Source organism: Sphingosinicella sp., assembly GCF_013911755.1.
In the GTDB taxonomy this organism is placed as follows: Bacteria; Pseudomonadota; Alphaproteobacteria; order Sphingomonadales; family Sphingomonadaceae; genus Sphingosinicella.
In genome coordinates, this window is sequence record NZ_JACESP010000003.1 from 108,091 (window position 1) to 133,181 (window position 25,091).

Annotated in this window: 19 protein-coding genes and 1 pseudogene; 13 read left to right on the plus strand and 7 right to left on the minus strand. The window is 64.9% G+C overall.

Annotated features, from left to right (window positions below):
- Positions 1–4: 4 nt before the first annotated feature.
- Together H2052_RS03595 and lptD are read right to left on the minus strand one after the other, a co-directional pair.
- Positions 5–1,327 carry a peptidylprolyl isomerase gene (locus H2052_RS03595; RefSeq protein ID WP_293778191.1) on the minus strand — a complete coding sequence of 441 codons (1,323 nt, stop codon included), beginning with the start codon at positions 1,325–1,327 and terminating at the stop codon, positions 5–7.
- Positions 1,328–1,465: 138 nt separating this feature from the next.
- Positions 1,466–3,685 (minus strand): LPS assembly protein LptD, encoded by a 2,220-nt coding sequence (lptD, locus tag H2052_RS03600; protein ID WP_293778193.1) that lies wholly within the window; start codon positions 3,683–3,685, stop codon positions 1,466–1,468.
- Positions 3,686–3,836: 151 nt separating this feature from the next.
- On the opposite strand from lptD, the gene H2052_RS03605 reads away from it, so the two are divergent.
- The 5 genes from H2052_RS03605 to ndk all read left to right on the plus strand — a co-directional run bounded on the left by H2052_RS03605 (position 3,837) and on the right by ndk (position 10,046).
- On the plus strand, positions 3,837–5,327 hold the full coding sequence (locus tag H2052_RS03605) for a leucyl aminopeptidase (RefSeq protein ID WP_293778195.1): 1,491 nt from the start codon (positions 3,837–3,839) through the stop codon (positions 5,325–5,327).
- On the plus strand, positions 5,324–5,779 hold the full coding sequence (locus tag H2052_RS03610; protein ID WP_293778197.1) for a DNA polymerase III subunit chi: 456 nt from the start codon (positions 5,324–5,326) through the stop codon (positions 5,777–5,779). Before H2052_RS03605 ends, H2052_RS03610 begins: the two co-directional genes overlap by 4 nt.
- Before the next feature lie 126 nt (positions 5,780–5,905).
- Positions 5,906–7,384, plus strand: a complete 1,479-nt coding sequence (locus H2052_RS03615; RefSeq protein WP_293778200.1) for a hypothetical protein — start codon at positions 5,906–5,908, stop codon at positions 7,382–7,384.
- Positions 7,385–7,434: 50 nt separating this feature from the next.
- The gene (locus H2052_RS03620; protein ID WP_293778202.1) at positions 7,435–9,489 is read left to right on the plus strand and encodes a DUF3857 domain-containing transglutaminase family protein; all 2,055 of its coding nucleotides are present in this window, start codon (positions 7,435–7,437) and stop codon (positions 9,487–9,489) included.
- Positions 9,490–9,623: 134 nt separating this feature from the next.
- Positions 9,624–10,046: a nucleoside-diphosphate kinase gene (gene ndk / locus H2052_RS03625; RefSeq protein WP_293778204.1), complete on the plus strand. Its 423-nt coding sequence runs from the start codon at positions 9,624–9,626 to the stop codon at positions 10,044–10,046.
- A 3-nt stretch (positions 10,047–10,049) separates the two neighbouring features.
- On the opposite strand, the gene H2052_RS03630 is transcribed toward ndk, so the two are convergent.
- The 3 genes and pseudogenes from H2052_RS03630 to purM all read right to left on the minus strand — a co-directional run bounded on the left by H2052_RS03630 (position 10,050) and on the right by purM (position 12,668).
- Positions 10,050–10,655, minus strand: a complete 606-nt coding sequence (locus H2052_RS03630) for a hypothetical protein (protein ID WP_293778206.1) — start codon at positions 10,653–10,655, stop codon at positions 10,050–10,052.
- Positions 10,645–11,581, minus strand: a pseudogene (purN, locus tag H2052_RS03635) (phosphoribosylglycinamide formyltransferase). Before purN ends, H2052_RS03630 begins: the two are co-directional and overlap by 11 nt.
- Positions 11,574–12,668: a phosphoribosylformylglycinamidine cyclo-ligase gene (purM, locus tag H2052_RS03640; RefSeq protein ID WP_293778208.1), complete on the minus strand. Its 1,095-nt coding sequence runs from the start codon at positions 12,666–12,668 to the stop codon at positions 11,574–11,576. The pseudogene purN and the gene purM overlap by 8 nt, the downstream one beginning before the upstream one ends.
- Positions 12,669–12,738: 70 nt before the next feature.
- Here purM and H2052_RS03645 point away from each other — a divergent pair, with 70 nt between their 5' ends.
- The 5 genes from H2052_RS03645 to H2052_RS03665 are packed head-to-tail and all read left to right on the plus strand — an operon-like array spanning position 12,739 to position 19,483.
- A complete protein-coding gene (locus H2052_RS03645; RefSeq protein WP_293778210.1) occupies positions 12,739–14,040 on the plus strand; it encodes a heavy-metal-associated domain-containing protein in 1,302 nt (433 codons plus the stop codon).
- Positions 14,037–15,131: an AI-2E family transporter gene (locus H2052_RS03650; protein ID WP_293778211.1), complete on the plus strand. Its 1,095-nt coding sequence runs from the start codon at positions 14,037–14,039 to the stop codon at positions 15,129–15,131. The genes H2052_RS03645 and H2052_RS03650 overlap by 4 nt, the downstream gene beginning before the upstream one ends.
- The gene (locus H2052_RS03655; RefSeq protein WP_293778214.1) at positions 15,128–15,766 is read left to right on the plus strand and encodes a chromosomal replication initiator DnaA; all 639 of its coding nucleotides are present in this window, start codon (positions 15,128–15,130) and stop codon (positions 15,764–15,766) included. Before H2052_RS03650 ends, H2052_RS03655 begins: the two co-directional genes overlap by 4 nt.
- Complete coding sequence (locus tag H2052_RS03660) at positions 15,750–17,915, plus strand: RNA degradosome polyphosphate kinase (RefSeq protein WP_293778216.1); 2,166 nt, start codon at positions 15,750–15,752, stop codon at positions 17,913–17,915. Before H2052_RS03655 ends, H2052_RS03660 begins: the two co-directional genes overlap by 17 nt.
- Positions 17,916–17,971: 56 nt before the next feature.
- A complete protein-coding gene (locus tag H2052_RS03665) occupies positions 17,972–19,483 on the plus strand; it encodes a Ppx/GppA family phosphatase (protein WP_293778218.1) in 1,512 nt (503 codons plus the stop codon).
- Positions 19,484–19,618: 135 nt separating this feature from the next.
- Here H2052_RS03665 and rnd read toward each other — a convergent pair whose 3' ends face one another.
- Positions 19,619–20,782, minus strand: a complete 1,164-nt coding sequence (rnd, locus tag H2052_RS03670; RefSeq protein WP_293778220.1) for a ribonuclease D — start codon at positions 20,780–20,782, stop codon at positions 19,619–19,621.
- Positions 20,783–20,884: 102 nt separating this feature from the next.
- Here rnd and aspS point away from each other — a divergent pair, with 102 nt between their 5' ends.
- The 3 genes from aspS (at position 20,885) to H2052_RS03685 (ending at position 24,567) form a co-directional block, all read left to right on the plus strand.
- Complete coding sequence (gene aspS, locus H2052_RS03675; RefSeq protein WP_293778223.1) at positions 20,885–22,672, plus strand: aspartate--tRNA ligase; 1,788 nt, start codon at positions 20,885–20,887, stop codon at positions 22,670–22,672.
- A 4-nt stretch (positions 22,673–22,676) separates the two neighbouring features.
- Positions 22,677–23,471: a polyphosphate kinase gene (locus tag H2052_RS03680; RefSeq protein ID WP_293778226.1), complete on the plus strand. Its 795-nt coding sequence runs from the start codon at positions 22,677–22,679 to the stop codon at positions 23,469–23,471.
- Between the two features lie 70 nt (positions 23,472–23,541).
- Positions 23,542–24,567, plus strand: a complete 1,026-nt coding sequence (locus H2052_RS03685; protein WP_293778229.1) for a hypothetical protein — start codon at positions 23,542–23,544, stop codon at positions 24,565–24,567.
- 36 nt (positions 24,568–24,603) lie between these two features.
- Here H2052_RS03685 and greB read toward each other — a convergent pair whose 3' ends face one another.
- Positions 24,604–25,089 (minus strand): transcription elongation factor GreB, encoded by a 486-nt coding sequence (gene greB / locus H2052_RS03690; protein WP_293778232.1) that lies wholly within the window; start codon positions 25,087–25,089, stop codon positions 24,604–24,606.
- Between the last annotated feature and the right edge of the window lie 2 nt (positions 25,090–25,091).

A 25,091-nucleotide genomic window follows, 5' to 3' on the forward strand; every position in this document is an offset into this window, starting at 1 on the left:
CTGATCACCGGTAGTCGATAACGGCGTCGCGGCGAAGGTCGCGCAGGTAGCGGCGTGCCGCCATGGCGACCTTGCTCTCTTCCATCTGCGCATAGAGCTGATCGAAAGAGGGCGCGCCCGCGGCGGGCGGATCTTCGCGGCCGCAGAGCACGAGCACGCGGATACCGTCCTCGCGGGTGCCGAAGGGCGGCGTGCTTTGGCCGATCTGCATCGGCTCCATGATCTGCTGAAGCTGTGGCGGCAGATCGCCCAGACGGACCTGGTCGTTGGCGACGACGTTGCCGCCGAAGCTCTCTGCCAGCGCTTCGGCGCCGCCGCAGCCGCCCATGCCTTGCGTGCCTGCCTGCAGCCGCTGCACGATTCCGGCCGCCTGCTGCTGCGTCGCATCGGCCGCCAGCGGCACCGTGATCTGCTTGACCGCGAGCACGGCATCCTTGGGATCGGCCGCGAGCACCTGCCGCTTGTCGACAAGCGCAATGATCGCGAAGCCGCCAGGAATCTGGATTGGGTTGGAGACGTCGCCGCGCGGCAGGCTCTCGACCACCGGTGCGAGTTCGGGCGAAAGCTGCGCCGGACGCACCCAGCCGAGATCGCCGCCGACGGCCGCAGTCGAGGCTTCGGAGAACTGCCGGGCATACGCGATGAACGAACCGCCCTGCCGCACCTGATCGACGATCCGCTGCGCGTTCTCGCGCACCTGTTCTGCGTTTTCGGTGGTGGCGGTCAGGAAGATTTCGGCGATGCGAAATTCCTCGGTACCCTTGGCGGCGTTCAGCCGGTCGATCAGCGCCTGCACCTCGTCGTCGCCGACGTTCACGAACGGTTCGACTTTGCGCCGCAGCAGGCGGCTCCACGCGAGTTCGGCGTGAATTTGCTGCTTGAGCGAACTCTGCGAGGTGCCGCGCGTCTTCAGGAACGCGTCGAACTGGTCGCTGCTCATGCGGAAGTTGGAGGCGACGCGCGTGAAGGCCTGACTGATTTCTTCCTGCGCGATCGTGACTTCCTGTGCCGTCGCTTCCTGAATCTGGAGCTTTTCATCGATCAGGTTGCGCACGACCTGAAGCCGCAGGCGCGTGCGCTCGTCTTCGGAAATCTGACCCTGGTTCGCGGCAAGCACCAGATTGAGCCGCTGGTCGATGTCGGTATCGGTAATGACGTCGCCGTTGACGATTGCGGTCGCCTTTCGGATCGTCGGATCGACAGGCTGGCCAAGGATCTCGATATCGGGATCGGAGAGGCCGGCGAGCGGGGAATTCTGGGCCAACGTTGACCCTGCAGCAAGAACTGCGACACTGGCAGCAAGCCAGCGCAGCGTCGAAAACCTCATCAATCTCTCCCCCGTCCCGGCGGCGCCGAAGCGGTCTTGTAGCCTCTCAGGTCATGCCGCCTAGCACGCGCGAACATGAATGTCAGCGTATCGTTTACGCTTGGCCGCTGGGCTAGCCCCTCGCGGCTGAACCGCCGATTAGCGGCCAAGGTTCTTGAGACTGATCGAGAACAGGAAGGCGTTGCCGCGCCGGAAGTCGCGATCTTCCACATAGTCGCGCCGCCACGTGACGCCGAACTCGAAGCACTCGTCCTGATAGGCGATACCGAGCCGGTGACGCACCATCTCGAAACCATCGGACGTGTTGAGCGGGTCCTCCGCGCGCGAAGTCAGGTCGACGATCACCGAACCGATCACCGACCAGTAGCGTGCAAAGCTGATACGGCCGCCCGCGCGAACTTCCTCGCGGTCCTCAAGGTCCTCGATATTGATGTCGCGGTCCAGCTTCACATAGCCCACGGTCGCATAGGTGCGCTTGTTGCCAACCGTCACGTCGATCTCGTTGCGGCGCAGCTTCAGGCTGGTCTTGTCGAGGCGGAAGCGATGCGTGATGTCGAAGCCGCTGCCGATGCGCACCGTGTTTCTGCCGACAAAGTCGGAAAAATGGCCGGAAAGGCCGGTGCCCTGCGGAAATGCGCCGGGCGCGTTGTCGAAGCGGTAGCTCTGGCCGAATTCGCTTTCGATCTGCCAGCGCGGGCGATCGAGCCGCCACGTCGCGCCGTACGTCACGCGCTGCCCGCCTTCCCAGCGGTCCGCGCCGGGGAAGCGGTTCAGATCGAAAAGGTTGGTGTCATCGAGGTCGACGGCGCGCGAATCCTCGTTCGGGATGTGGTCGTTCACGTCGCTCGGCGAGATCGAAAACTGCACGCGCGGTGTCAGCGTCTGCGTGCCGCCGAAGGCGGGGCCGGCGAGGGGCCATTCGATGTCGAGCGCGGCGGCGGGCAGGATGCGTCCTTCCCAGCCGTCGCGCCCGGCGTAGATCGGAAGCTCGGCGAAGGCGCTGTCGGTGACGTGGTAGATATCGCCGCGCACGAGAGCCGTCGCGGTCACGCGCTGCCCCCACGGCGTAATCGCACTGCGCTTCCACTCGGCGGAGGCCGACGCACGCTGGGTGTCCATGCCGTCGGTGCGCGTGATCGCCGCCGTGTCGGCCGCCAGCTTCAGCCGGCCGCCGCCGATCGTCTCGCTCGGCGACCACATGTAGTTCATCAGCGGCAGCGCGATCGGGGTCAGCCCCGCGACGTCCGCCTGCCGCAGGCCCTGGAAGGCCCAGCCTTCGATCGCGAAGTAGCTCTCCACGCCGAAGCGCTCGAGCTGGTAGAAGTTCCGCAGCGTGTCGTCGCGCGAGATGTCGTAGCGGCGCAGGAACGTGTCGTCGGTGGCAAGGCGAAGGCCGAACGTCGAACGCCAGTTGCGGCCGTGCTGGAGGCGGCCGTTACCGAAGACATAGCCGCGGAACTGTTTGTTCGGAATGCCGGTCCCTGCGGGGTCGGGGAAGTCCAGCTCCGACGAGTATGTGCCGATGCCGCCGAAGCGCAGCGGGCCCGACGCGGTCTGGTGCCGGTACTCGACCGAAAGCGCCGGATTGACCTCCGTGTAGACGATCGGCGCGATGGTGAGGTCGTTATGGTCGGAAAAGCTCAGAAAATAGGGCAGTTCGAGTGAGACGCCCAGCGACCGGTCGATGGTGACGGACGGGACGAGGATGCCCGTCGCGTTGCGGCCCGGCCCGTCCGGGTGCGACAGGCTCGGCGTGTAGAAGATCGGGATGCCGAGGAATTCGAGGCTCGCATCCTTGTAGTAGACACGTTTGCGACCGGGGTCGTGGCGCACGCGCAGCGCCTTCACCTGCCACAGCGGCTCCTTGGGGCAGCCGTCCACGCCGATGATGTCGCAAGGTGAATACACCGCGCGGTTTACCGTGGTACGGCCCGCCTCGCGCCGGCCATCGCGGGCGGCAAGCCGTCCCCCATCACGAAGCACGAGCAGGATGTTCTCAACCGCACCGTCGCGGAGTGTTTCGTCTAGTTCGACCCGCTCGCCGAAGGCCTCGTTGCCCTCGGGATCGATCACCTTCACCGCGCCGCGCGCCTCGACCTTGCCGGTCTTGCGGTCGTATTCCACCTCGTTCGCGGTGAGGCGGTAGCCGTCGCGCGTCACGACGACGTTGCCGCGCGCCGTCACCAGCTGCGTGTCGTCGTCATATTGCATCGTGTCCGCGGCGAACTCGATCGCATCGCCAGGTTTCAGCACCGGACCGGCATCCACGGCGGCGGCAGCTTCCGTCTGCGCCAACGCAGGCGCGGCGAATCCCGCGAGCGCGGTGGAGAGCAGAAAGGCGGCAAGGCAACGGGACAAGAAAGCGCTCCCCGGACAGGCGGATAGCGCCTCTTACCCGCGCCGCACCCGCGGCGGCAAGGCGCGCGCTTCGATACGCCGTGAATTGCGGTCTGCCTGCCGGGCGGCTAGAACGCCCCCGATCGTTTTTTCTTCCAGGAGAGTTCGTCCGATGCGCATCGAGTTCGGGGTTACGTCGCACACGCCGGGCACTGCCCTTGTGGTTTTCGCGGCGAAGGACGCGGTGCTTTCGGGGGCGGCGCAGGCGCTGGACGCGTCGCTTGGCGGCGCGGTCGCCAATGCCGTGAAGACGGCGCGGTTCGAAGGCGACGTCGCGCAGATCGTGGAGTTGCTTGCCCCCTCGGGTACGGACGCCTCGCGCGTCCTCCTGGTCGGCACCGGCAAACCCGGCCATGCGGACGCCGCCGTGTTCGAGCGGATCGGCGGCGCGCTCGCCGCGCGGCTGCTGACCTCGGGCGAAACGAAGGCCACCGTCGACTTCGGCGGACTCAGCGATCTCGCGCTCGATACGCCCAAGGCCGCAGCACATCTCGCGCTCGGCGCGTCGCTCCGCGCGTGGCGGTTCGATAAGTACCGCACCAAGCTGCCCGAAAAGCAGAAGCCGACGCTCACCGAAATCGCCATCGCCAACGCCGGCAGTGCAGGGCAGGAGTGGGCCCGGCTCGAACCCCTCGTCGAGGCTGTGGGCTTCACGCGCAGCCTCGTCGCCGAGCCCGGAAACGTCATCTATCCTGAAAGCTTCGTCGAACGCTGCCGGCCGCTCGCCGACCTTGGCATCAAGATCGAGGTCCTCGACGAAAGCGAGATGCGCGCCGCAGGCATGGGCGCGCTGCTCGGCGTCGCGCAGGGCTCGGCGAAGCCGCCGCGCCTGCTCGTGATGGAGTGGGACGGCACGGGCGGCAAGGCGAAGACCTCGACGGTGTTCATTGGCAAGGGCGTCACCTTCGACACCGGCGGCATCTCCATAAAGCCCGCCGCGGGCATGGAAGACATGAAGTGGGACATGGGCGGCGCGGGCGCCGTTGCAGGCGCGATGAAGGCGCTTGCGCTCCGCCGCGCCAAAGCGCGCGTCGTCGGCATCTGCGGCCTTGTCGAGAACATGCCCGATGGCAATGCCCAGCGCCCCGGCGACGTGGTGACGACGATGTCGGGCCAGACGGTCGAGGTCATCAACACCGACGCCGAGGGCCGCCTTGTGCTCTGTGACGCGATCACGTGGGCGCAGAAACGCTTCAACCCGGAGGTCATCGTCGATCTCGCGACGCTGACCGGCGCGATCATCATCAGCCTCGGTCATGAATATGCGGGCATCTTCTCGAACAGCGACGAGCTTGCGAAGCAGCTCGTAAGCGCGGGCATCGCGACCGGCGACAAATTATGGCGTTTCCCGCTCGGCAGCGCCTACGACAAGATGATCGACTCGCCGATCGCCGACATGAAGAACGTCGGTTCGCGTGATGCCGGATCGATCACCGCAGCGCAGTTCATCGGCCGGTTCGTGAACGACGGGGTCAAGTGGGCGCACCTCGATATTGCGGGCATGGCGTGGTCCGCGAAGGCGGGCGCGACGTGGGAAAAGGGCGCGACCGGCTACGGCGTGCGCCTGCTCGACCGTTTCGTCGAGGATACGCTGGAAGCGTGAACCCCGCGCCCGTCCCGGTCGGCTTCTATCACTGCACGCGTTCGCGGCCGTTCGACGTCGTCCCCGTTCTCGCGGGCAAGGCGATCGAGGCCGGGCACCGCGTGCTCGTCCATTCGGCGGACGGCGGCGAGCTTGATGCGCTGGACAGCCACCTCTGGACCTACGATCCCAGCAGCTTCCTCCCACATGGGCGTGACAATCCGGCTATGCAGCCCGTGCTGCTCTCGGATGATTTCGCGCCTGCCAACGGCGCGGATTTGCTGATTTCAGTAGGCGGCAAGTTGCCTGGCGACCCGGCAGCGTTCGCGCGCGTGCTCTACCTCTTCGACGGCAACGACGAGGATTCGCTCGCCGCCGCCCGCGCGCACTGGCGGGCGCTCAAGGCACGCGAGGGCGTTCAGCCGGTTTACTGGACGCAGGGCGAGAAGGGCGGCTGGCAGAAGGCGGGGTAGCGCCACCAGTAAATGTCATTGCTTTTCAGAAACACATGAACCCGCTGCCATAGTTCTGAAGCTTTTCTTGTTCGATACTTGCGATAATGTGCCCACGAGTCGAAAAGGGTGGGGGCAAGAATGTGCATGCGTTTCAAAGGTATTGCCCTTCCGGGCGTTTTCATTGCCTTTATGGCAGGAACGTCCGTTGCGGACGAGGCCTCGCTAGTCGAGCGCCTGCAGCTCGCGACTGACAGAGCCGAGCAGGAGAACTGCAAATCGAGCCTTGCCGTGCTGAACGATGTCGTGAGCGAGAAGGCGTTCGCTGCACTTCCGGAAGAAAAGCGGTTAAGCGTGTTCGAATTGGCGAACTGGTGCGCGGCGGAAGCGAACGATAACGGGGCCAAGTATCGCTATGCGCTGGAAGGAACGCGGCTTTCCGGTGCCAGCGAATACATATGGCATACTCGCTTCGCATTAGAAATGAACGACGAGCGCTATGCCGCAGTCGCGGAGACGCTTGAAGCTATGACGCGGGCGAACCGCGCGGCGCTCAACGCGCTGAAAATCGAATGGCTTGCCCGGTTGAATCGGAAGCTCCGGGATAACGGAGATACATTGCTTCAGGCACGCGTTCTCCAGGTGCTCACTGACAACGATTATCGGCCTGCTGATTTCTTGCTGACTGGTGACAACTTCAAGTTGAGCTATGCCGAAATATTGGCAGAACAAGGCAAGACGGCGGAGGCCACTGCGCTTCTGGAGCGGGTCGTGGAGCCGCAGCCGCTGATCGGTGCAAGCGTCGATAGGCGGCTGCGAGCGCTGGTCAAGCCCGATTTCGATGCCCGCGCCATAGTGGAAGCGCGATTGGCGCAGATGCGTGATATTGCCGTCGCTCATCCTGGTTCGATGGCGGCGGTGCTGGAGATGGCCGATTATCTGCGTCAACTGGGACGTCCGGAAGAGACGCTTGCGACGCTTGAAGCCGCACACCCGGATCGTGTCTATGCCGTGACATTCAGCGACCTCGACGACAATCGGAACTGGTGGTGGGACAGCCTTTCCAAGACCTACGCCATGCTCGGGCGTGATGATGAGGCCGTGTCGGCAATGGGCAAGGCCGGCGCGATTTCAGAACGTGGTGAGTTGAATGTGAGCCAAGCGCTCAATCTTGGCCACCTTCAGCTCGAATTGGGGAAGCCCGCGGAAGCACTGGAGACGGTCTCGGTGTTTGACGACGGTAAGCGCACGATGTCACCTTATGGCGAAATGGTGCTTCGGCTTGTGCGCGGCTGCGCACTGCTGGCGCTGGGACGGGCTGAGGTCGCCAAGCCCGATCTCGCCTATGCGGCTTCGCACGAGAAGGATCATCCTTCTGCGGCCATGACCCTACCGCTCTGCGCAGGCGACATGGATGCGGCGGCTGCGGTTCTGATACGTCGCCTCGACAGCCCCGATCAGCATGTCGGGGCCTTGCTGCAGTTCAGCGACTACGATCCGCCGCCGGTCGGTCCGCCGTTCAAAGGGCTTTATGCGCGGCTGCCCGAATTGAAGGCGCGTGCCGATGTTCAGGCGGCCATTGCCCGTGCCGGAGGCGTAAGGCGTTTTCATTTGCAATATCAGTGAAGCTGGAGCGGCGTGTCGGCGCGCGGTAATCAAAGATGAGGGGGCAGGGCGTGTTGCGATTGCTTACGACGTTTGCGGTGCTTCTCGGCACGGGGAGCGCCCTTGCGGTTCCTGAGGCGCCGCACGTGAACTATGCACCGCCCGGCAAATGGGTGCTGACCCCCCCGCGCCCCGCCGACGGCACTTTGCCGCCGGATGCGCCCATCCAGGTAGACTTCATGGATCACCAAGTGCGGATTAGTCCTGCGGGGCAGGAGACGTACTTCGCTTACCGGATGAAACTTCTGACGCCGGAGGCGCTGCCTGCTGGGAATGTGTCCGTCGTCTGGGCGCCGTCAAGTGGAACTGCGACGGTGCATCACCTCCGCATCGTTCGTGACGGTCAGGTGACCGATCTGCTGAAGGATCAAAAATTTCGGGTCATTCAGCGCGAGGGTGGGCTTGAGCAGTCGATGCTCGATGGCTATCTGACCGCGATGCTTCAGGTGCCCGGCTTGCGCGTTGGGGATACGCTCGAGTTTGCATCGACCATCCTTCGGCGCGATCCTACGCTCGGCGACAGTGTTTTCGGCGCTGTCCAGCTTCCGGTGCAAGGGACAGCGGGAGCGTTCCGGCTTCGGATGAGCTGGCCGGAGGACCAGGCACTTTCATGGCGTGCCACACGTGACCTGCCGCAGACCTTGCCGACCAAGGCGGATGGTCAGAGCGTCATCACGTATGAACTGCGCAGCCCAACCAGCTCGATCATCAACGAGGGCGCGCCCGTGCGCTACAACATCCGGCGCGTGTTCGAATATTCGAGTTTCGGGAACTGGGAGGACGTGTCGCGACACTTTTTCCCGTTATATGAAAGCGCTGCAGCGCTTTCCGGCACGTCGGCGCTGCGCGCGGAGGCAGCGAAGATCGTCGGCAGCTCGAAAACCGCGACCGAACGCGCCGAAGCCGCGCTGCGGCTGGTGCAGGACCACGTCCGGTACGTTTACGTCGGGCTTGATGGCGGTAACTTTCGTCCCGCGTCGGCGGACGAGACGTGGCAGCGTCGCTTCGGTGACTGCAAGGCGAAGACCGCGATGCTGCTCGCGCTGTTGCGCGAACTAAAGATTGAGGCCGAGCCGGTGTTCGTCGATATAAACGGCGGCGATGGGTCGGACCTATGGTTGCCAAGGCCCGATGTGTTCAACCATGTCGTCGTTCGCGCGAAGATCGACGGCGAGACCTACTGGCTCGACGGTACGCGGCTTGGCGATCGCTACCTCGACACGCTCCCCCCACCGATTTTCCGCTGGGCACTTCCGGTCAGATCCGGTGGCGGAGCGCTCGAAGCCGTGGCCCCGAAAGCGTTCGCGCGCCCGCAGGCGATCACTGTCCTGGATATCGACGCGAGCAAGGGGTTTGCGAGTCCAGCAAGTGTGCGCGCCCAGCATGTGATGCGTCAGGACGAGGCGTTCACCACACGTGCGCGGCTCGCTGCGCTGTCAGCCGAAGATGCGGACCGCGCTGTCCGCAGCTACTGGCGGCAGCAGGTCCGATGGGCTGAACCGAGTGCCGTTTCGTGGCGCTATGATGAAAGGCACGCGATGCTTGTGCTTACGCTGGAGGGCGAGGGGCGCCCGGAATGGGAAGGCGACGACACGCAGGGCCGCACCCTCGATATCCCGGGCGCGGGTTTCTATGCGCCGGAGGTGCGACGGCGTCCACGTGAGCAGGACCAGAGCGCGCCCTGGCTCACCAACTTTCCGCGCTATCAATGCTACGCGACCAGTATCCGTCTTCCGACGTCAGGCCCGAAATGGCGCTGGGCTTACTACGCCGATCCGATGAACCTTTATCTCGGCGGCACGCGCTATTGGCGGGCATCGGGATTGGCGAACAACGTGGTTCGCACGGTCATGAGCAGTCACATCGATGTTCCCGAGATCAGCGCTGCCGATGCCAAAGCGGCGACCGACGCGATTCCCACGTTCAACAACAAGGTCTCGCGCGTGTATCAGGACGCTGTTTCGCGGCAGCGCAGTGCGAAGCCGCCTTCATCGACGATGCCGTTCGAGGACGGGGCGGAATGGACCGGCGACGCACCCGCCTGCAGCGCTCCGAAGCGGAACTGACACCGAAAGCGATCGCAGGGCTTTGATGCGCCGGGCGTGGCGGGGACCTCAGGCGGCTTGCAATCGGACCCGCGCCCGGATATTGGGCGCGCGACTTCCTGAATTCATACACACGCCCTATCTGGAGACCCTTCATGGCGCTGCAGCGTACCTTTTCGATCATCAAGCCCGACGCGACGCGTCGCAACCTCACGGGCGCCGTCACCAAGATGCTTGAGGAAGCCGGCCTCCGCGTCGTCGCTTCGAAGCGCATCCACATGACCAAGGAGCAGGCCGAGGGCTTCTACGGCGTGCACCGCGAGCGTCCGTTCTTCGGCGACCTTGTTGCGTTCATGACCTCGGGCCCTGTCGTCGTGCAGGTTCTCGAAGGCGAAGACGCTGTCGCGAAGAACCGCGAAGTGATGGGCGCCACGAACCCGGCGAATGCCGAGGACGGCACCATCCGCAAGGCGCTCGCGGAATCGATCGAGGCGAACACGGTGCACGGCTCCGACAGCCTTGAAAACGCGAAGATTGAGATCGACTTCTTCTTCAAGCCCGAAGAGATCGTCGGCTGAGGCCTACGGTTTCCAAAGCTGATCCAGGCGGGCGGCGGCATTGTCGCCCGCCACGCGTTCGCGGCGTACTAGCCCGCGAAGCTTGACCGTGCGGCCCAGAATGACGCGCGGCTCGATGTGATACACGATGTCGTAGATCGCGGTTTCGGTGCGCGGGCCATCTGCCGCTTCGCACCGGCTGGCGATCACGACCGGCAGACGCCCGTCGTGCGCGTCCTTGTCCACCGCTTTCAAGAGCGCGCTTTCGAACCAGTCCGCTTCGATGCGGTGTTCGAGCACGGTGCTTTCCGGCCCCACGCCAAGGGCTGTGGGAAAGCGGATGTCCGTACTTTGCAGCGCGCAGTCCGCCGCCTTGAAGGCAAGGCCGGCACCGCCTGCATCGGTCGCAATCAGCCCGATTGATTTCGGCTGCGCCGTAGCCTTTTCGGCGCGCCGTTCCGCTTCGGCCGATTTGCGCTCGTCGTAGTTGTTCCAGAGCGTCAGCGCCGAAATCACGACGGCAACCACCGCCACCGTTTCACCGAGCGATAGCCAGCGGCGACGGATACGGGCGGTTTCGGCGGCTTTCTCGGCGTGCGTTTCCGGGATTTCCGGTACGTCAGAAGACATCGGCGAGTTTCCTCGGTGCGGACAGGCGCCAGCTTTTCACCAGCCAGTCGTTCACGTGATCCCAGTCCGGCTCTTGCCTGTCGAGCCTGATGCCGATCCAGCCATAGGGGCCGAGATAGGGCGGGCGGTAATAGAGGTCGGGGTCGGCCTCGATCAGCATCGCCTGTTCCTCCAGACCGCTCGTCTTCACCAGTAGCGCGGTGATGCCGCAGCCATGGTGATCGTCGCTGAAATAGGCGAAGAACTTACCCTTTTCGACGTAGAAGCCGGGCGCGCCGTGCGAGAGCTTTTCGGCGGCGGCGGGCAAAGCGAGCGCCCGCGCGCGGACGTTTTCAAGCAGGGCTTCGGGATTGGAGGACATCGGCGGCACACTTCGCAAGCGCTGCGGGATACAGGCGATGTTCCTCTTTCAGCACGCGCTCTGCAAGTGTTTCCGGCGTGTCGCCGGGCAGGATCGGCACGCGCGCCTGTGCCACCACGGGCCCGTCGTCCAGTTCCGGCGTCACGACGTGCACTGAGCAGCCGGCCTCGGCGTCCCCCGCCTCGATCGCCCGCGCGTGGGTGTCGAGCCCCTTGTACTTCGGCAGCAGCGAGGGGTGGATGTTGAGGATGCGGCCCTTCCAGCTATCGACGAATTCGGGCGAAAGCAGGCGCATATAGCCCGCAAGCGCGATCATCTCGACGTTCGCCCCGCGCAACGCCGCATCGATCAGCATGTCGAACTCGGCGCGTTTCATGCCGCGATGATCGTGCGCCCAAACGGGCACGCCGCGCTCATCGGCGATGGCGAGGCCGGTCGCTTCGGGGTTGTTGGAGGCGACGAGGACGACCTCGTAAGGACAGTCTTTCGCCTCTGCGGCGGCAAGGATAGAGGCCATGTTGCTGCCGCGGCCGGAGATCATCACCCCGACGCGCAGCTTAGGCAACATGTATTGCTTCCCACGCCTCGCGGCTGCCCCAAGTTTCCGCGTCGCCGACGACCGTGCAGCCGGTGTCGCCCACATCGATCGCACCGATGACGTATGCGGTCTCCCCAGCGGCGGCGAGCGCCCCGAGCGTGGCTTCAACATCGTGCGACGCGACCACCGCGACCATGCCGATGCCGCAGTTGAAGGTGCGCGCCATTTCGCCGGCGGCGACATTGCCTTCATGCTGGAGCCAGGCAAACGCTGCCGGAAGCATCCACGCACCCGTATCAATGCGGGCGTGCGTGCCCTTGGGCAGTACGCGCGGAACGTTTTCAAGAAGCCCGCCGCCGGTGATGTGCGCGAGCGCCTTGATACGGCCGGCGCGAATTTCGGGAAGCAGCGGCTTCACGTAGATACGCGTCGGCGCCAGCAGCGCCTGCCCGAGTGTCTGCGATGCGTCGAACGGGGCAGGGGCGTCCAGCGCGTGGCCCTTGTCGGCAACGATGCGCCGGACCAGCGAATAGCCGTTCGAGTGGAAACCAGAGGAAGCGATGCCGAGCAGCACGTCGCCGTGCGCGACACGCTCGCCAGTCAGCTGCTGGCCGCGTTCGACAGCGCCGACCGAAAAGCCCGCGAGATCATAGTCGCCTGCGCCGTACATGCCGGGCATTTCGGCAGTCTCACCGCCGATGAGCGCGCAGCCGGCAATGCGGCAGCCTTCGGCGATCCCGGCGACGACGGCGGAAGCGACGCCTTGCTCGAGTTTCCCGGTCGCGAAATAATCAAGAAAGAACAAGGGCTCGGCGCCCTGCACGACGAGGTCATTCACGCACATCGCCACCAGGTCGATGCCGACCGTGTCGTGCTTGCCCGTGTCGATGGCGAGTTTCAGCTTGGTGCCCACACCGTCGGTCGCCGCAACCAGCAGCGGATCCGTGAACCCGGCGGCCTTCGGATCGAAGAACGCGCCAAAGCCGCCGATCTCGGCATCCGCGCCGGGGCGCGCCGTCGCCTTCACCAGCGAGGAGATCGCCTTCACGAAGGTGTTTCCGGCGGCGATGGAGACGCCTGCGTCGGCGTAGCTGTACGATTTGCCCGTGGTCATCGCGCGGCCATAGCGCCGAAGAGAGAAATATTCGACTCCCAATTCGCGCCGCGTTTGGCATAGAGGCGCCGTGACCTTCAAACGCAAGCTCAACGGATGGATGGCGGCCGCGCTTGCGGCGCTTGCGGCGGCCGTCGCGGTGCCGCTGCTGGCGCAGGATGCCGATCGTCCGGAACCGCCCGCTGAGGCGACCGCCGCAGGAGGGAGTGCGTTCCTCGTTAGCGACATCGATGTCGACGTGGTTGCCGGCTCGGCGGAAGCGGCGCGTGTCGCCGCGTTCCGCGAGGCCGCGCGGCAAGCGTGGCCGCAGCTATATGCGCGGATGACGGGCGTCGCCGCCTCGGGTGCGCCGAAGCTCCCCGACAGCGCGATCGAGGGCATGGTGAGCGGCATTGAGGTGCAGGCCGAGCACTTTTCGGACAAGCGCTATGTCGGCAAGCTTGGCGTCGTGTTCGATCGCGTTCGCGCCGGGGAGCGGCTGCCTGCGAATGCACGCGTCCTGCAATCCGCGCCTATGCTGCTGCTGCCGGTACTTGCGGACGGCGGTGTGACCTCGGTTTACGAGGGGCGCTCTCCGTGGTTGCAGGCGTGGTCGCGCTTCGGCACGGATTCGAGCCCGATTTCCTATGTGCGCGCGGGTGGCAGCGCATCCGATGCGCTGTTGCTTACAGGCTGGCAGGCGCGGCGCGACAACCGCGGCCTCTGGCGCTCGATCCTGTCGCGCTATGGCGCGGAGAACGTGCTCGTGGCGGAAGCCTGGCTCGACCGCACCTATCCGGGCGGGCCGATAGTCGGCACCTTCCTTGCCCGGCATGGGCCGGATTCGTCGGTGCTCACGCGGTTCCGCCTACGTGCAGGGGCGGCGGGCGAGCTTGATGCGATGCTCGACACGGCGGTGCGGCGGATCGATTCCGCTTATGCGCGCGCGCTCCAGTCCGGCGTGCTGCGTGCCGACCCGACATTGACGCTGGCTTTGGAGCCGGTGTCGGTGTCTCCGCTGCTCGATCAGGCGGAATCGCTGGGATCGATGGGGACGACAGTGAGCGTCGCGACGCCCGATGCGGCCAGCTGGAACGCGATCGAGGCTGCGCTCGGCGTTGTGCCGGAGGTGGACAGCGTCACGCTGCTCGGGCTTTCGATCGGCGGCATGTCGCAGGTGCGCATCAACCATACCGTCGATTACCCGATGCTCCGCTACGCGCTTGATCAGCGCGGCTGGCGCCTCGATGGCAGCCGGCTTCGCCGCCGCGCGGAGGGCGAGGCGCCGCTGCCGCGCCCGGTGGTCACGCTGCCCTCGCTGCCGATCGCTGACGACGCTGTCACCGAAAGCGGCGGACCGCGCGATCTGATACCCTCCGAGAACGAACGGTGAGCGAGGGGGCCGTCCTCGGCGGCCGGCGCCGCATCCATATCCGCTGGATTCTCGTGGCCGCGATCCTCCTGTGGTTCGCCTATGCGACGCGCGGCGTGCTCGGGCCGTTTGTCGCCGGGCTGGTCATCGCCTATCTCCTCGATCCGGTGGCGGATAGGCTGGAACGGCGCGGCGTGCCGCGCTGGGGAGCGGCCATGCTGATCCTCATTGGTTTCTTTGGCGTGTTTGCGCTGCTGATCCTTGCCATGGCGCCGCTGGTTGTCGCTCAGTTCGAGCAACTTGTGAATAATCTGCCGCAGCTTGTTCAATCTATGAAACCTTTAGTCGAGCGGGCTTCCGACGCCGCGGGCGATGTGGTCGCGCTGGAAACGCTCAGCAACGATTTGATGCACCGCGCGGCGGCATGGTTCAGCACGCTTGCAAGCAGCATTCTCAGCGGCGGTCTTGCGGTCTTCAACCTGCTGGCCCTGTTCGTGATGATGCCTGTGGTCGCCTTTTACGCACTTCGCGACTACGACGTGCTGACGACGCGGATCGATGCGTGGTGGCCGCCGCGCTATGCCCCCACCATCCGCCGTCTGCTCGGCGAATCGGACGCCGCGCTGGCAGGCTTCGTACGCGGTCAGTCGCTGGTTTGCCTGTCGCTCGCGATTTTCTATTCGGTCGGTTGGAGCCTCATCGGACTCAACTATGCGCTGGTGCTCGGAATGCTTGCGGGCGTGCTCGGCTTCGTTCCCTATCTCGGCGTCGTCGTCTCGGTGGGGCTCGGTCTCCTCGTCGGGCTGGGCCAGTGGGGCCCGGATGTGCTGCATCTGGGGTTGATCGTTGGCATCTTTTTCTTCGGGCAAATCCTCGAAAGCATGGTGCTGACGCCGAACCTCATAGGCAACCGCATCGGGCTGCATCCGCTGTGGGTGTTGTTCGCTGTGTTCGCGGGCGGCGAGCTGCTCGGCATCCTCGGTGTGTTTCTGGCCGTCCCGGTCGCTGCCGTGCTCGGCGTCGTCATGCGCTGGCTCCTCGGCGAATATCTGAAGAGTCCCCTCTTTCTCGATGACGAGCCGCCGCCAGAGGACGTGACCGTCTCCGCATGAGCCAGTTCGCGCTGCCGCTCGAGTACCGGTCGGCCGACGGGGAAGCGGATTTCTACATTTCGGAGGCGAACGCCGCAGCGGTGGCGATGCTCGACCGCTGGCCGGATTGGCCGTCGCACACGCTCATCGTCGTCGGCCCGGAAGGCTCGGGCAAGAGCCACCTGCTGCGGCTCTTCGCGAGGCGGCATCCGGGCGCGGTGCGTGTTTTCGACGATGCCGACGTGTCCGGTCATGATGAAACCGCCATGTTTCATGCATGGAACGCGGCGCAGGCGGGTGGCCCGGCGCTGCTCGTCGCGGCGAGGACGCCGTCCGGTGAATGGAATGTGCGGCTGCCTGATCTCGCTTCTCGCCTCGGCGCGGCGGGGATCGTCTATATCGATGCTCCCGACGACGCGCTGCTTGCAGAAATCATTGCAAAATCTTTTCGCGAACGTGGCCTACGCGTTTCACCAATTGTCATAGAGTATATGGTACAACGGATCGAACGCAGCTTTGCCGCCGCCGCATCCGCTGTCGCCGCGCTCGACGCCGCCGCTCTTGCGGGGCAGCGCGCCGTGACCGTGCCGCTGGTGCGCGAGGCGCTGCGATTTGGTGACACGGCGGACGGACAAGAGCGTGGCGAGACGGAATAGCTTCAAGAATATAGGCAACACCAACGCTCGTTATTTCAACCGCGAGCTGTCGTGGCTGGCCTTTAACGCCCGCGTGCTTGAAGAGGCGGAAAACACGCACCATCCGCTGCTCGAGCGCCTGCGCTTCCTGTCCATCTCTGGCGCGAATCTGGACGAGTTCTACATGGTTCGCGTGGCGGGCCTGCACGGGCAGGTGGAGGAGGGGGTCGAGCTTCGTAGCCCCGACGGCGTGACGCCCGCGCAGCAGCTTGTCGCTGTCGCGGAGCGTGCGGACGCGCTGATGCGGCAGCAGCAGAACGTGTGGCGCGCGCTTTCCATCGAGCTTGCCGCTGTCGGTTTCCACGTTCTCAAAGGCCCTGAACTCTCCCCCGAGGACGAGCGCTGGCTCGAAACCTATTTCCGCGAGCAAATCTTCCCGGTGCTGACGCCGCAGGCGATCGACCCGGCGCACCCGTTTCCGTTCATCCCGAACCGTGGTCTCGCGCTCACGATGGAGCTGAAGCGGGAATCGGACGGTGAGGAGCTGCTCGCGCTGGTGATGATACCCGCGCCGCTCGCGCGCTTCGTGCGTTTGCCAGGGCCGCAGGCGCGCTACATTGCGCTCGAAAACGTCGTTCGCATCTTCGCGGACGACCTGTTCCCGAACTTCAAGATCATGGGCGACGGTGTATTCCGCGTCATCCGCGACAGCGACATCGAGGTCGAGGAGGAGGCCGAAGATCTCGTCCGTTTCTTTCAGACCGCGATCAAGCGCCGCCGCCGGGGCCGCGTCATCCGTCTGAAAATCGAGGAGGGGACGCCGCCGCGTCTCCACCAAATGGTGCAGCAGGCGCTCCACATCGACAATAGGGACGTGACGCCGGTGACCGGCATCATCGGCATCGCGGACCTTGCTCAGCTGGTCGAGGAAGACCGGCCGGATCTGAAGTTCGAGCCCTACACGCCGCGCTTCCCGGAGCGCATTCGCGAGTACGGCGGCGATTGCTTCGCGGCGATCCGTGCCAAGGACATCGTCGTCCATCACCCCTACGAGAGCTTCGACGTGGTGCTCGCTTTCCTGCGGCAGGCAGCGGCAGACCCCGATGTCGTAGCGATCAAGCAGACGCTCTACCGCGCGGGCAAGCAGTCCGCCGTGGTGCGCGCGCTTGTCGATGCGGCGGAGGCGGGCAAGTCGGTCACGGCGGTCGTCGAGCTCAAGGCACGCTTCGACGAGGAGCAAAACCTCGTCTGGGCTGCGGCGCTGGAGCGCGCGGGCGTGCAGGTCGTCTACGGCTTTATCGATTGGAAGACGCACGCCAAGATTTCGCTCGTGGTGCGGCGCGAGAATGGCTCCCTGCGGACCTACTGCCACCTCGGCACCGGCAATTATCACCCGGTGACGGCGCGTATTTACACCGATCTCAGCTTCTTCACCGCCGATCCCAAGCTCGGCCGCGACGCTGCGCAAATCTTCAACTACGTGACGAGCTATGTCGAGCCGCGCGGACTGGAAGCGATGACGATCTCTCCGTCGGGCATGCGACAGAAGCTCACCGCGCTCATCGATGCGGAAATCGCGAATGCCGAGGCGGGTCAGCCGAGCGGCATCTGGGCCAAGATGAACTCCCTTGTCGACCCGGCGATCATCGACAAGCTCTACGAGGCGAGCGGGGCGGGCGTGCCCATCGAACTCGTGATCCGCGGAATTTGCTGTCTGCGCCCCGGCGTACGCGGGCTTTCGGAGAACATCCGCGTCCGCTCCATCATTGGGCGTTTTCTCGAACATAGCCGCATCGTCGCGTTCGCGAACGGAAGTCCGCTCCCCTCGCGCAAGGCCAAGCTCTTCACCTCGTCGGCGGACTGGATGCCGCGCAACTTTGATCGCCGTGTCGAGTTGCTCGTACCGATCGAGAATGCCACGGTCCACGCGCAGATTCTCGATCAGGTGATGCTGGCGAACCTGAAGGATACCGAGCAGACGTGGGAACTTCATCCGGATGGGACATATGAACGCATCTCGTCCTCCGGCGAATCGTTCAACCTGCATCGTTATTTCATGACGAATCCTTCGCTTTCGGGCCGCGGCGCCGCCATCAAGGCAGCTGCGCCCGTGCCCCGGCTCTACCTTTCGGACCCCGATACTGGTGTTCCGGCCGCCGCTGCTGAATAGACTCGTTTGAAGCCAGCCGTTATTGCCGGGCGCATGGCGGCGACAAGGGCATGCGAATGGCGCTGAGCGCGACAAATGACCGCCGTCGGGCCGGCGATATTCCGGTCAGCGCCGTCATCGATATCGGTTCGAACTCGATTCGTTTGGTCGCCTTTCGTGGGGATCGGCGCACACCCTTGGTGCTCTTCAACGAAAAGGTCATGGCGGGGCTCGGCCGGGGCGTTGCGGACACCGGCATGATCACCCCTGAGGGGCTTGAGACGGCACGGGCGGCGCTGACTCGCTTCCGCCTTCTGTGCGACGATATGAACGTCGTGCGGATGTACGCCTTCGCGACCGCGGCGGTGCGTGATGCCGGGAATCGCGATGCCTTCCTCGAGATGGCGAAGAAGCGCTGTGCGCTTGACGTGCGCGTGCTGAGCGGTGCGGACGAAGCGCGGCTTGCTGCCTACGGGGTCATAGCGGGCATTCCGGGCGCCGACGGCGTGGTCGGTGATCTCGGCGGCGGCAGCCTGGAACTCGTCCGCGTGAAGAAAGGCAAGCCGCACAGCCATCTGTCGCTGCCCATCGGCGCGCTCAAGCTCGATGCCGCGCGCAAGGTCGGCGGGCGGGCGCTGACCGGACTGGTGAAGAAGGCGCTCGCTGAGTTGAAGTGGGCGGGCCAGGGAAAGGGGCTTCCCTTCTACATGGTCGGCGGCTCATGGCGCGCGCTGGCACAGCTCCACATGCATCTCACCGACTATCCGCTGCCGGTTGTTCACCAGTATGCGATGGATGTTGCTGCGATCGATCACATGGCGCGTGCACTGCCGAACCTCAGCCCCAAGCGGCTGCGCGCGATCCCACGCCTGTCGTCAGCGCGCATCCCGCAGCTTCCCGGCGCCGCGCTGTTGCTGCGCGCGGTCGTGAAGCGGCTGGGCAGTAGCGGCGTCATCGCCTCGTCCTATGGCATTCGCGAAGGCATTCTCTACGCGGATCTTCCGAAGGAGGTTCAGCGCGAAGACCCGCTTGTTTCCGCGGCGCGACAGGAAGGCGCGATCCAGGGCCGGTTTCCGCTTCATGCCGAGGCGCTGATGGAGTGGATGAACGGCATGTTCGCGCCGGAAATGCCCGATCATACGCGGCTGCGACTCGTCGCTTGCGTACTGGCCGACACGGCGTGGCGCGCGCACCCGGATTTCCGCGCCGAACGCGGGCTTGAGCTTGCGCTCCACGGCAACTGGGTTGGAATCGACGGACGCGAGCGCGCGCTGCTCGGCGCGGCGCTGTTCGCGGCCTACGGCGGTTCGGCGAACGATCCCGCGATCGCTGACCTCCCCCGGCTCGCGCCGCGCGACGAGTTGGCCCGCGCCTTCAAGTGGGGTCTTGCGCTGCGTCTTGGTCAGCGCCTGACGGCGGGGACGGCGAGGCCTCTCGAAAAGAGCCGCATATACCGCGAGAACGGCCGCCTCGTTCTTACTCTTACGCCGCGTTATCAGCCGCTCTACGCGGAGGCCGTGGCCAGGCGCCACGAGGCCTTGGCAGCGGCGATGGGTCTGGCACCTGTCTTCGCCATGGAGAAGGCATAGTGGGTCGGGTCATCCTGCTTTCCGAATAGGAAGCGATGTTCGAGTGCTTGCAAAGCTCTTTGAAAGGACCCCCTGCGAGGCCCGCGTGGATGCAAATCCGGTTGGTGCACTGCGGCGCTCGCGGAAAGTCGGCGGTCAGTCGATCTCCGTCATTCGCAACTTGCCGTTCTGCACGGCGAAGCTCAGTCGCCCTTCCACGAGCGCGAGCGCATCGCGGCCGAAGACTTCGTAGCGCCAGCCATTGAGCAGCGGCAGCCCATCCCGGACCCCGGCAGCGAGGGCTTCGAGATGATCCGCCTTGCCGATCAGTTTCGGCGCTACATCAGCCTCTTTGCAGCGAATCTTCAGAAGTAACTTCAACAGATCGGCGACGAGAACCGAATCGGACCCAAGCCTGGGTTTGCCCGCATCGCGCTCGGGCATTTCGCTTTCGGGAAGCGGCACGGCGCTCGCGAGCGCCTCCATCAGCCGGGCACCCATGTCATTATTGACCCACGTCTTGGAAAGCCCGCGAACGCGGCCGAGCGCCTCTTGATCTCCGGGCGGATGCGCCGCGAGGTCGGCGAGCGTTTCGTCCTTCACGATGCGCCCGCGCGGCAGGTCGCGGCGCTGCGCTTCGAGCTCGCGCCACGCGGCGAGCGCCTTCAACCGGCCGAGCGCGTCGGCCTTGCGGCTCGGCAGGCGGATGCGTTGCCAGGCGGTCCACGGATCGTTGACGTAATTCTCCGGCGTCGTCAGTCGCGCCATCTCCTCGTCCAGCCAATCGCCGCGGCCGGTTTTCTTCAGGCGGCCGAGCAGCTTCGGGAAAAGCTGGATGAGGTGGGTGACGTCGCCGATCGCGTAGTCGAGCTGGCGCTTGTCGAGCGGGCGGCGCGCCCAGTCCGTGAAGCGGGCGCCCTTGTCGAGATTGGCGCCGGTGAACGAGGCGACGAGGTTGATGTAGCTGACCTGTTCGCCCATGCCGAGCGCCATTGCCGCCACCTGCGTGTCGAACACGGGCGAGGGGGTTTTGCCGGTCATGTTGTGGATGATCTCAATGTCCTGTCCGCCTGCATGGAAGATTTTCAGGACATCGGCCTCCACGAGAAGGTCGAGCATCGGGGCGAGATCGAGCCCGCTGGCCTTGGGGTCGACCGCGGCAGCCTCGTCGGGCGAGGCCAGCTGGATCAGGCAGAGGTCGGCCCAGTACGTGTTCTCGCGCATGAACTCGGTGTCGACGGCCACATAGTCGGCGGCGGCGAGGCGGGCACAGAAGGCAGCGAGCGTTTCGGTATCGGTAATCAGCGGATGGATTTTCATGGACGGTTCTATTAGGGCGGTCGGCGCTTCCATGCCAGCGCCTTGACAAACAAGTGTGCGGGCATGTGTCTGACCCGCCACAAGCACCGGAATCGAGTAAGAATGCACGTCTATCGCACGCACCATTGCAGCGCCCTCCGCAAGTCGGATGTGGGAAGCACCGCCCGTATCTCGGGATGGGTCCACCGCAAGCGGGACCACGGCGGGCTGCTGTTCGTCGACCTTCGCGACCACTATGGGCTGACGCAGGTGGTGTGCGACACCGACTCGCCGGCATTTTCGGTGCTCGACGGCGCGCGGGCCGAAAGCGTGCTGACCGTGACCGGGAAGGTCGTGGCGCGTTCGGACGCGACGGTAAACCCCAACCTGCCGACCGGCGAGATCGAGCTGTGGGCAGCGGACGTCACGGTGCAGTCCGCCGCCTCCGAGCTGCCGATGCCGGTCGCGGGCGATACCGAGTACCCGGAGGATATCCGCCTCAAGTACCGCTATCTCGACCTGCGCCGCGACCGCCTGCACCGCAACATCGTGCTGCGCTCGAACGTCATCGCGTCGCTCCGCCGCCGCATGATCGAACAGGGCTTCACCGAGTTCCAGACGCCGATCCTGACCGCGTCGTCGCCCGAAGGCGCGCGCGACTTCCTCGTGCCGAGCCGTATGCATCCGGGCAAGTTCTACGCGCTGCCGCAGGCGCCGCAGATGTTCAAGCAGCTGCTGATGGTCGCGGGCTTCGACCGTTACTTCCAGATCGCGCCCTGCTTCCGCGACGAGGACGCGCGCGCTGACCGCTCTCCCGGCGAGTTCTACCAGCTCGACTTCGAGATGAGCTTTGTAACGCAGGACGACGTGTTCAACGCCATCGAGCCCGTGCTTGCCGGTGTGTTCGAGGAGTTCGCGAACGGGAAGTCGGTGACGCCGGCGGGTTCGTTCCCGCGCATTCCTTACCGCGAGTCGATGCTGAAGTATGGCAACGACAAGCCGGACCTTCGGAACCCCATCGAAATAGTCGATGTAACCGAGCACTTCAGGGATTCGGGGTTCGGGATCTTCGCCAAGATGGTGGAAGGCGGAAACTTCGTGCGCGCCATTCCCGCGCCGAAGGCGGGCGAGCGTAGCCGCAAGTTCTTCGACGACATGAACGACTGGGCGCGCAGCGAAGGCTTCGCGGGGCTCGGCTATATCAACATCAAGGACGGCGTGCCTGCAGGCCCCATCGCCAAGAATCATGGCGAGGAAGCCACTGCCAAGTTGATCGCAGCGCTCGGGCTCGGGCCGGACGATGGCGTGTTCTTCGCGGCGGGCAAAGAAGCCGATGCGGCGAAGCTTGCGGGCAAGGCGCGGACCAAGATCGGCGAAGACCTCGGCCTTATCGAGGAAAACGCCTTCAAGTTCTGCTGGATCGTCGACTTCCCGATGTTCGAGTATGACGAGGAGGCCAAGCAGGTCATCTTCTCGCACAACCCGTTCTCGATGCCGCAGGGCGAGCTTGAGGCGCTGGAGACGAAGAACCCGCTCGAAATCCTCGCGTGGCAGTACGACATCGTCTGCAACGGCATAGAGCTGTCGTCGGGCGCGATCCGGAACCACAAGCCGGAGATCATGTACAAGGCGTTCGAGATCGCCGGCTACAGCCAGGAACAGGTCGACACGAACTTCTCGGGCATGATCAACGCCTTCAAGTTCGGCGCCCCCCCGCACGGCGGTTCCGCGCCGGGCGTGGACCGCATCGTCATGCTGCTGGCGGACGAGCCGAACCTGCGCGAGGTGGTGCTGTTCCCGATGAACCAGAAGGCCGAGGATCTGATGATGAACGCGCCGGCCAGCGTCTCCGAGCGGCAGCTGAAGGAGCTTTCGATCAAGCTCGACCTGCCGAAGCCGAAGGCGGGGTAAGCCGATGAAGGCGCCGTCGCTGCACCGCCTGCCGCCGCTCGAAAAGGTTTCGAACGGCGATTACGAAGCGGCGCTGAAGACGGTGCAGGAGCGGCTTGCGGCGGTGCAGGCGAGCTGCATAGGCCGCAGCCGCCGCGCCATCATCGCCGTCGAGGGCCTCGATGCGGCGGGCAAGGGCGGCTTCATCCAACGGCTGACGGCCCCGTGGGACCCGCGATTCTTCGACGTGCAGCCGATCAAGGCGCCGGACGCCGAAGAAAAGGCGCATCACTATCTTTGGCGATTCTGGCAAAGGTTGCCCGCCCAGGGCGAAGTGAACATCTTCGATCGCACCTGGTACGGCCGCGTGCTCGTGGAACGTGTCGAAGGTTTCGCAACCGAAGCCGAATGGCGCCGAGCCTACGACGAGATCAACGCCTTCGAAAAGATGCTGGTCGATGACGGGGCCGTGCTCATCAAGCTGTTCTTCACGGTGAGCCAGAAAGAACAGGACGAGCGGCTGGTCGAGCGGCTGGAAATGCCCGCGAAACGCTGGAAAGTGTCGCCCGAAGACTTCCGCAACCGGCTGAAACGCGATGCCTATGTCGAGGCCGCAGAAGACATGTTCGCCCGCACCCACACGGCCCATGCGCCGTGGACAATCATCGACGGCGAGCACAAGAAGACCGCGCGCATCAAGGCGCTGAACCTTGTTGCGGATCGGCTTTCGGATGGTCTGGACCTGTCACCGCCCGCGCTTTCGCCCGATATTGTGACGCTGGCGAAAGCCGCGTTCGGCAAGAAGCTGAACCTCGGCTAACGCGGGCCTTCAGCAGCGGTTCAACGAGCGAGTCGCAATCTCCATGACACTTGGGTCAGGAGTGCTTGAAATGCGTGTTCACAAGGCAGGTTTGTTGGCGGGTACGCTGGTTGCGGCGATCCTCGCCGGTCCGGCGATGGCGCAGGACCGTGACCGCGACGGGCCTCGCCCGCAGCGCGAACGCGGAATGCAGGTGAATCGCGAGGGGCCGCGTGTGCCAGAGGCAAGGCCGCAGCGGGTCGCCCCGCCCGAACGCGCTCAGGCCCGCCGGATCGAGACGCCGGAACCTCGCCAAGCGCGTGTGGAAACGCCGCGGCAGGCGGAGACCGTGCAGCAGCGCATGATCGGCGTGATCGGCCGCGAGCGCTCCGGCGACAACAACCGCGATAGCCGCCGCGATCAGGGCCACGACTGGAACAACCGCGACCGGGACGGCCGAGACGGTGACCGCCGCGACTGGGACAGGAGCCGCGACCGGAACGACAACCGCAACTGGGATCGCAACCGCGACCGCAAAGAGGATTGGCGCGACCGCGACAAGGATCGGGACCGCGACCGTTGGCGGGACAACGACCGTAATCACGACGGGGACCGCGATCGGTGGCGGGACAATGACCGTCATCACGACAGGGATCGTGATCGCTGGCGGGACAACGACCGCAACCACGACAGGGATCGCGACCGCTGGCGCGACCATAATCGACGCCCCGTCGTGATTGTGCGCCCAAGTCCGACGTATCGATATCGACCGCACTGGTGGGGCCAGAGCTATTTCTCGTTCGATAATCGCTATTACGGCCACTACGACTATGGTTCCTGGTATCGCCCCGGCTATGGCTTTTACGGTTCGCAGTACGGCAGCGGCTGGGCGGTGCTCGATCCGTGGCTCCGGCAAGACCCGGCGGCGAAGCACTGGGTGATGTGGAACTTCGACCGCAACCGCAACGGCCAGCTTTCGAAGGACGAGGCCCGGCGCGCCAACCGCGAGTTCGCCCGGCTGGCGGACCGCAACCGCGACGGATACCTGAACGATGGAGAAATCCGCTTCGGTGTCGAGGAATTGCGGGACGAGTACCGCTACAGCTTCAACTATTAAACCACGATCGTTTCAGGCTTCGTCAGCCTGAAACGATCAGACTCCGGGATAGGCGATCGAGACGACCTCCAGCTCCTGCACGCCCCCCGGCAGGCGGACGCTCCTCAGGTCTCCGATCGCCGCGCCCTTCAGGGCTGTTGCGAGCGGTGCGCGCCAAGAAATGTAGCCCCGGGGCGTATCCGTCTCATCCTCGCCGACGATCGTGATCGTGCGCTGCTGGTCGTCTTCGTCGGCAACGGTTACGGTGGCACCGAAGAACACCCGCGACTTATCGGGCTGCTTCGCTGGATCGACAACGCGGGCGTTTTTCAGCCGCTTCGAAATGCGGGTCAGCTCGCGATCGATCTCGCGAAGCCGCTTGCGACCGTAGATATAGTCGCCGTTTTCAGAGCGGTCGCCATTCCCCGCCGCCCACGAGACGATCTCGACGATCTTGGGCCGCTCGACCTCGAAGAGCGCGCGGTGCGCCTCGATGAGCGCCTTCATGCCTGCGGGCGTGATGTAGTTGGGGGTATCGGCCATCG

What these genes read in the sequence shown, in the direction of transcription:
- H2052_RS03595 (WP_293778191.1), bottom strand. Translation starts at nt 1,327, where the DNA reads ATGAGGTTTTCGACGCTGCGCTGGCTTGCTGCCAGTGTCGCAGTTCTT.
- H2052_RS03605 (WP_293778195.1), top strand. Translation starts at nt 3,837, where the DNA reads ATGCGCATCGAGTTCGGGGTTACGTCGCACACGCCGGGCACTGCCCTT.
- H2052_RS03615 (WP_293778200.1), top strand. Translation starts at nt 5,906, where the DNA reads ATGCGTTTCAAAGGTATTGCCCTTCCGGGCGTTTTCATTGCCTTTATG.
- ndk (WP_293778204.1), top strand. Translation starts at nt 9,624, where the DNA reads ATGGCGCTGCAGCGTACCTTTTCGATCATCAAGCCCGACGCGACGCGT.
- H2052_RS03630 (WP_293778206.1), bottom strand. Translation starts at nt 10,655, where the DNA reads ATGTCTTCTGACGTACCGGAAATCCCGGAAACGCACGCCGAGAAAGCC.
- purM (WP_293778208.1), bottom strand. Translation starts at nt 12,668, where the DNA reads ATGACCACGGGCAAATCGTACAGCTACGCCGACGCAGGCGTCTCCATC.
- H2052_RS03655 (WP_293778214.1), top strand. Translation starts at nt 15,128, where the DNA reads ATGAGCCAGTTCGCGCTGCCGCTCGAGTACCGGTCGGCCGACGGGGAA.
- H2052_RS03665 (WP_293778218.1), top strand. Translation starts at nt 17,972, where the DNA reads ATGGCGCTGAGCGCGACAAATGACCGCCGTCGGGCCGGCGATATTCCG.
- rnd (WP_293778220.1), bottom strand. Translation starts at nt 20,782, where the DNA reads ATGAAAATCCATCCGCTGATTACCGATACCGAAACGCTCGCTGCCTTC.
- aspS (WP_293778223.1), top strand. Translation starts at nt 20,885, where the DNA reads ATGCACGTCTATCGCACGCACCATTGCAGCGCCCTCCGCAAGTCGGAT.
- H2052_RS03680 (WP_293778226.1), top strand. Translation starts at nt 22,677, where the DNA reads ATGAAGGCGCCGTCGCTGCACCGCCTGCCGCCGCTCGAAAAGGTTTCG.
- H2052_RS03685 (WP_293778229.1), top strand. Translation starts at nt 23,542, where the DNA reads ATGCGTGTTCACAAGGCAGGTTTGTTGGCGGGTACGCTGGTTGCGGCG.
- greB (WP_293778232.1), bottom strand. Translation starts at nt 25,089, where the DNA reads ATGGCCGATACCCCCAACTACATCACGCCCGCAGGCATGAAGGCGCTC.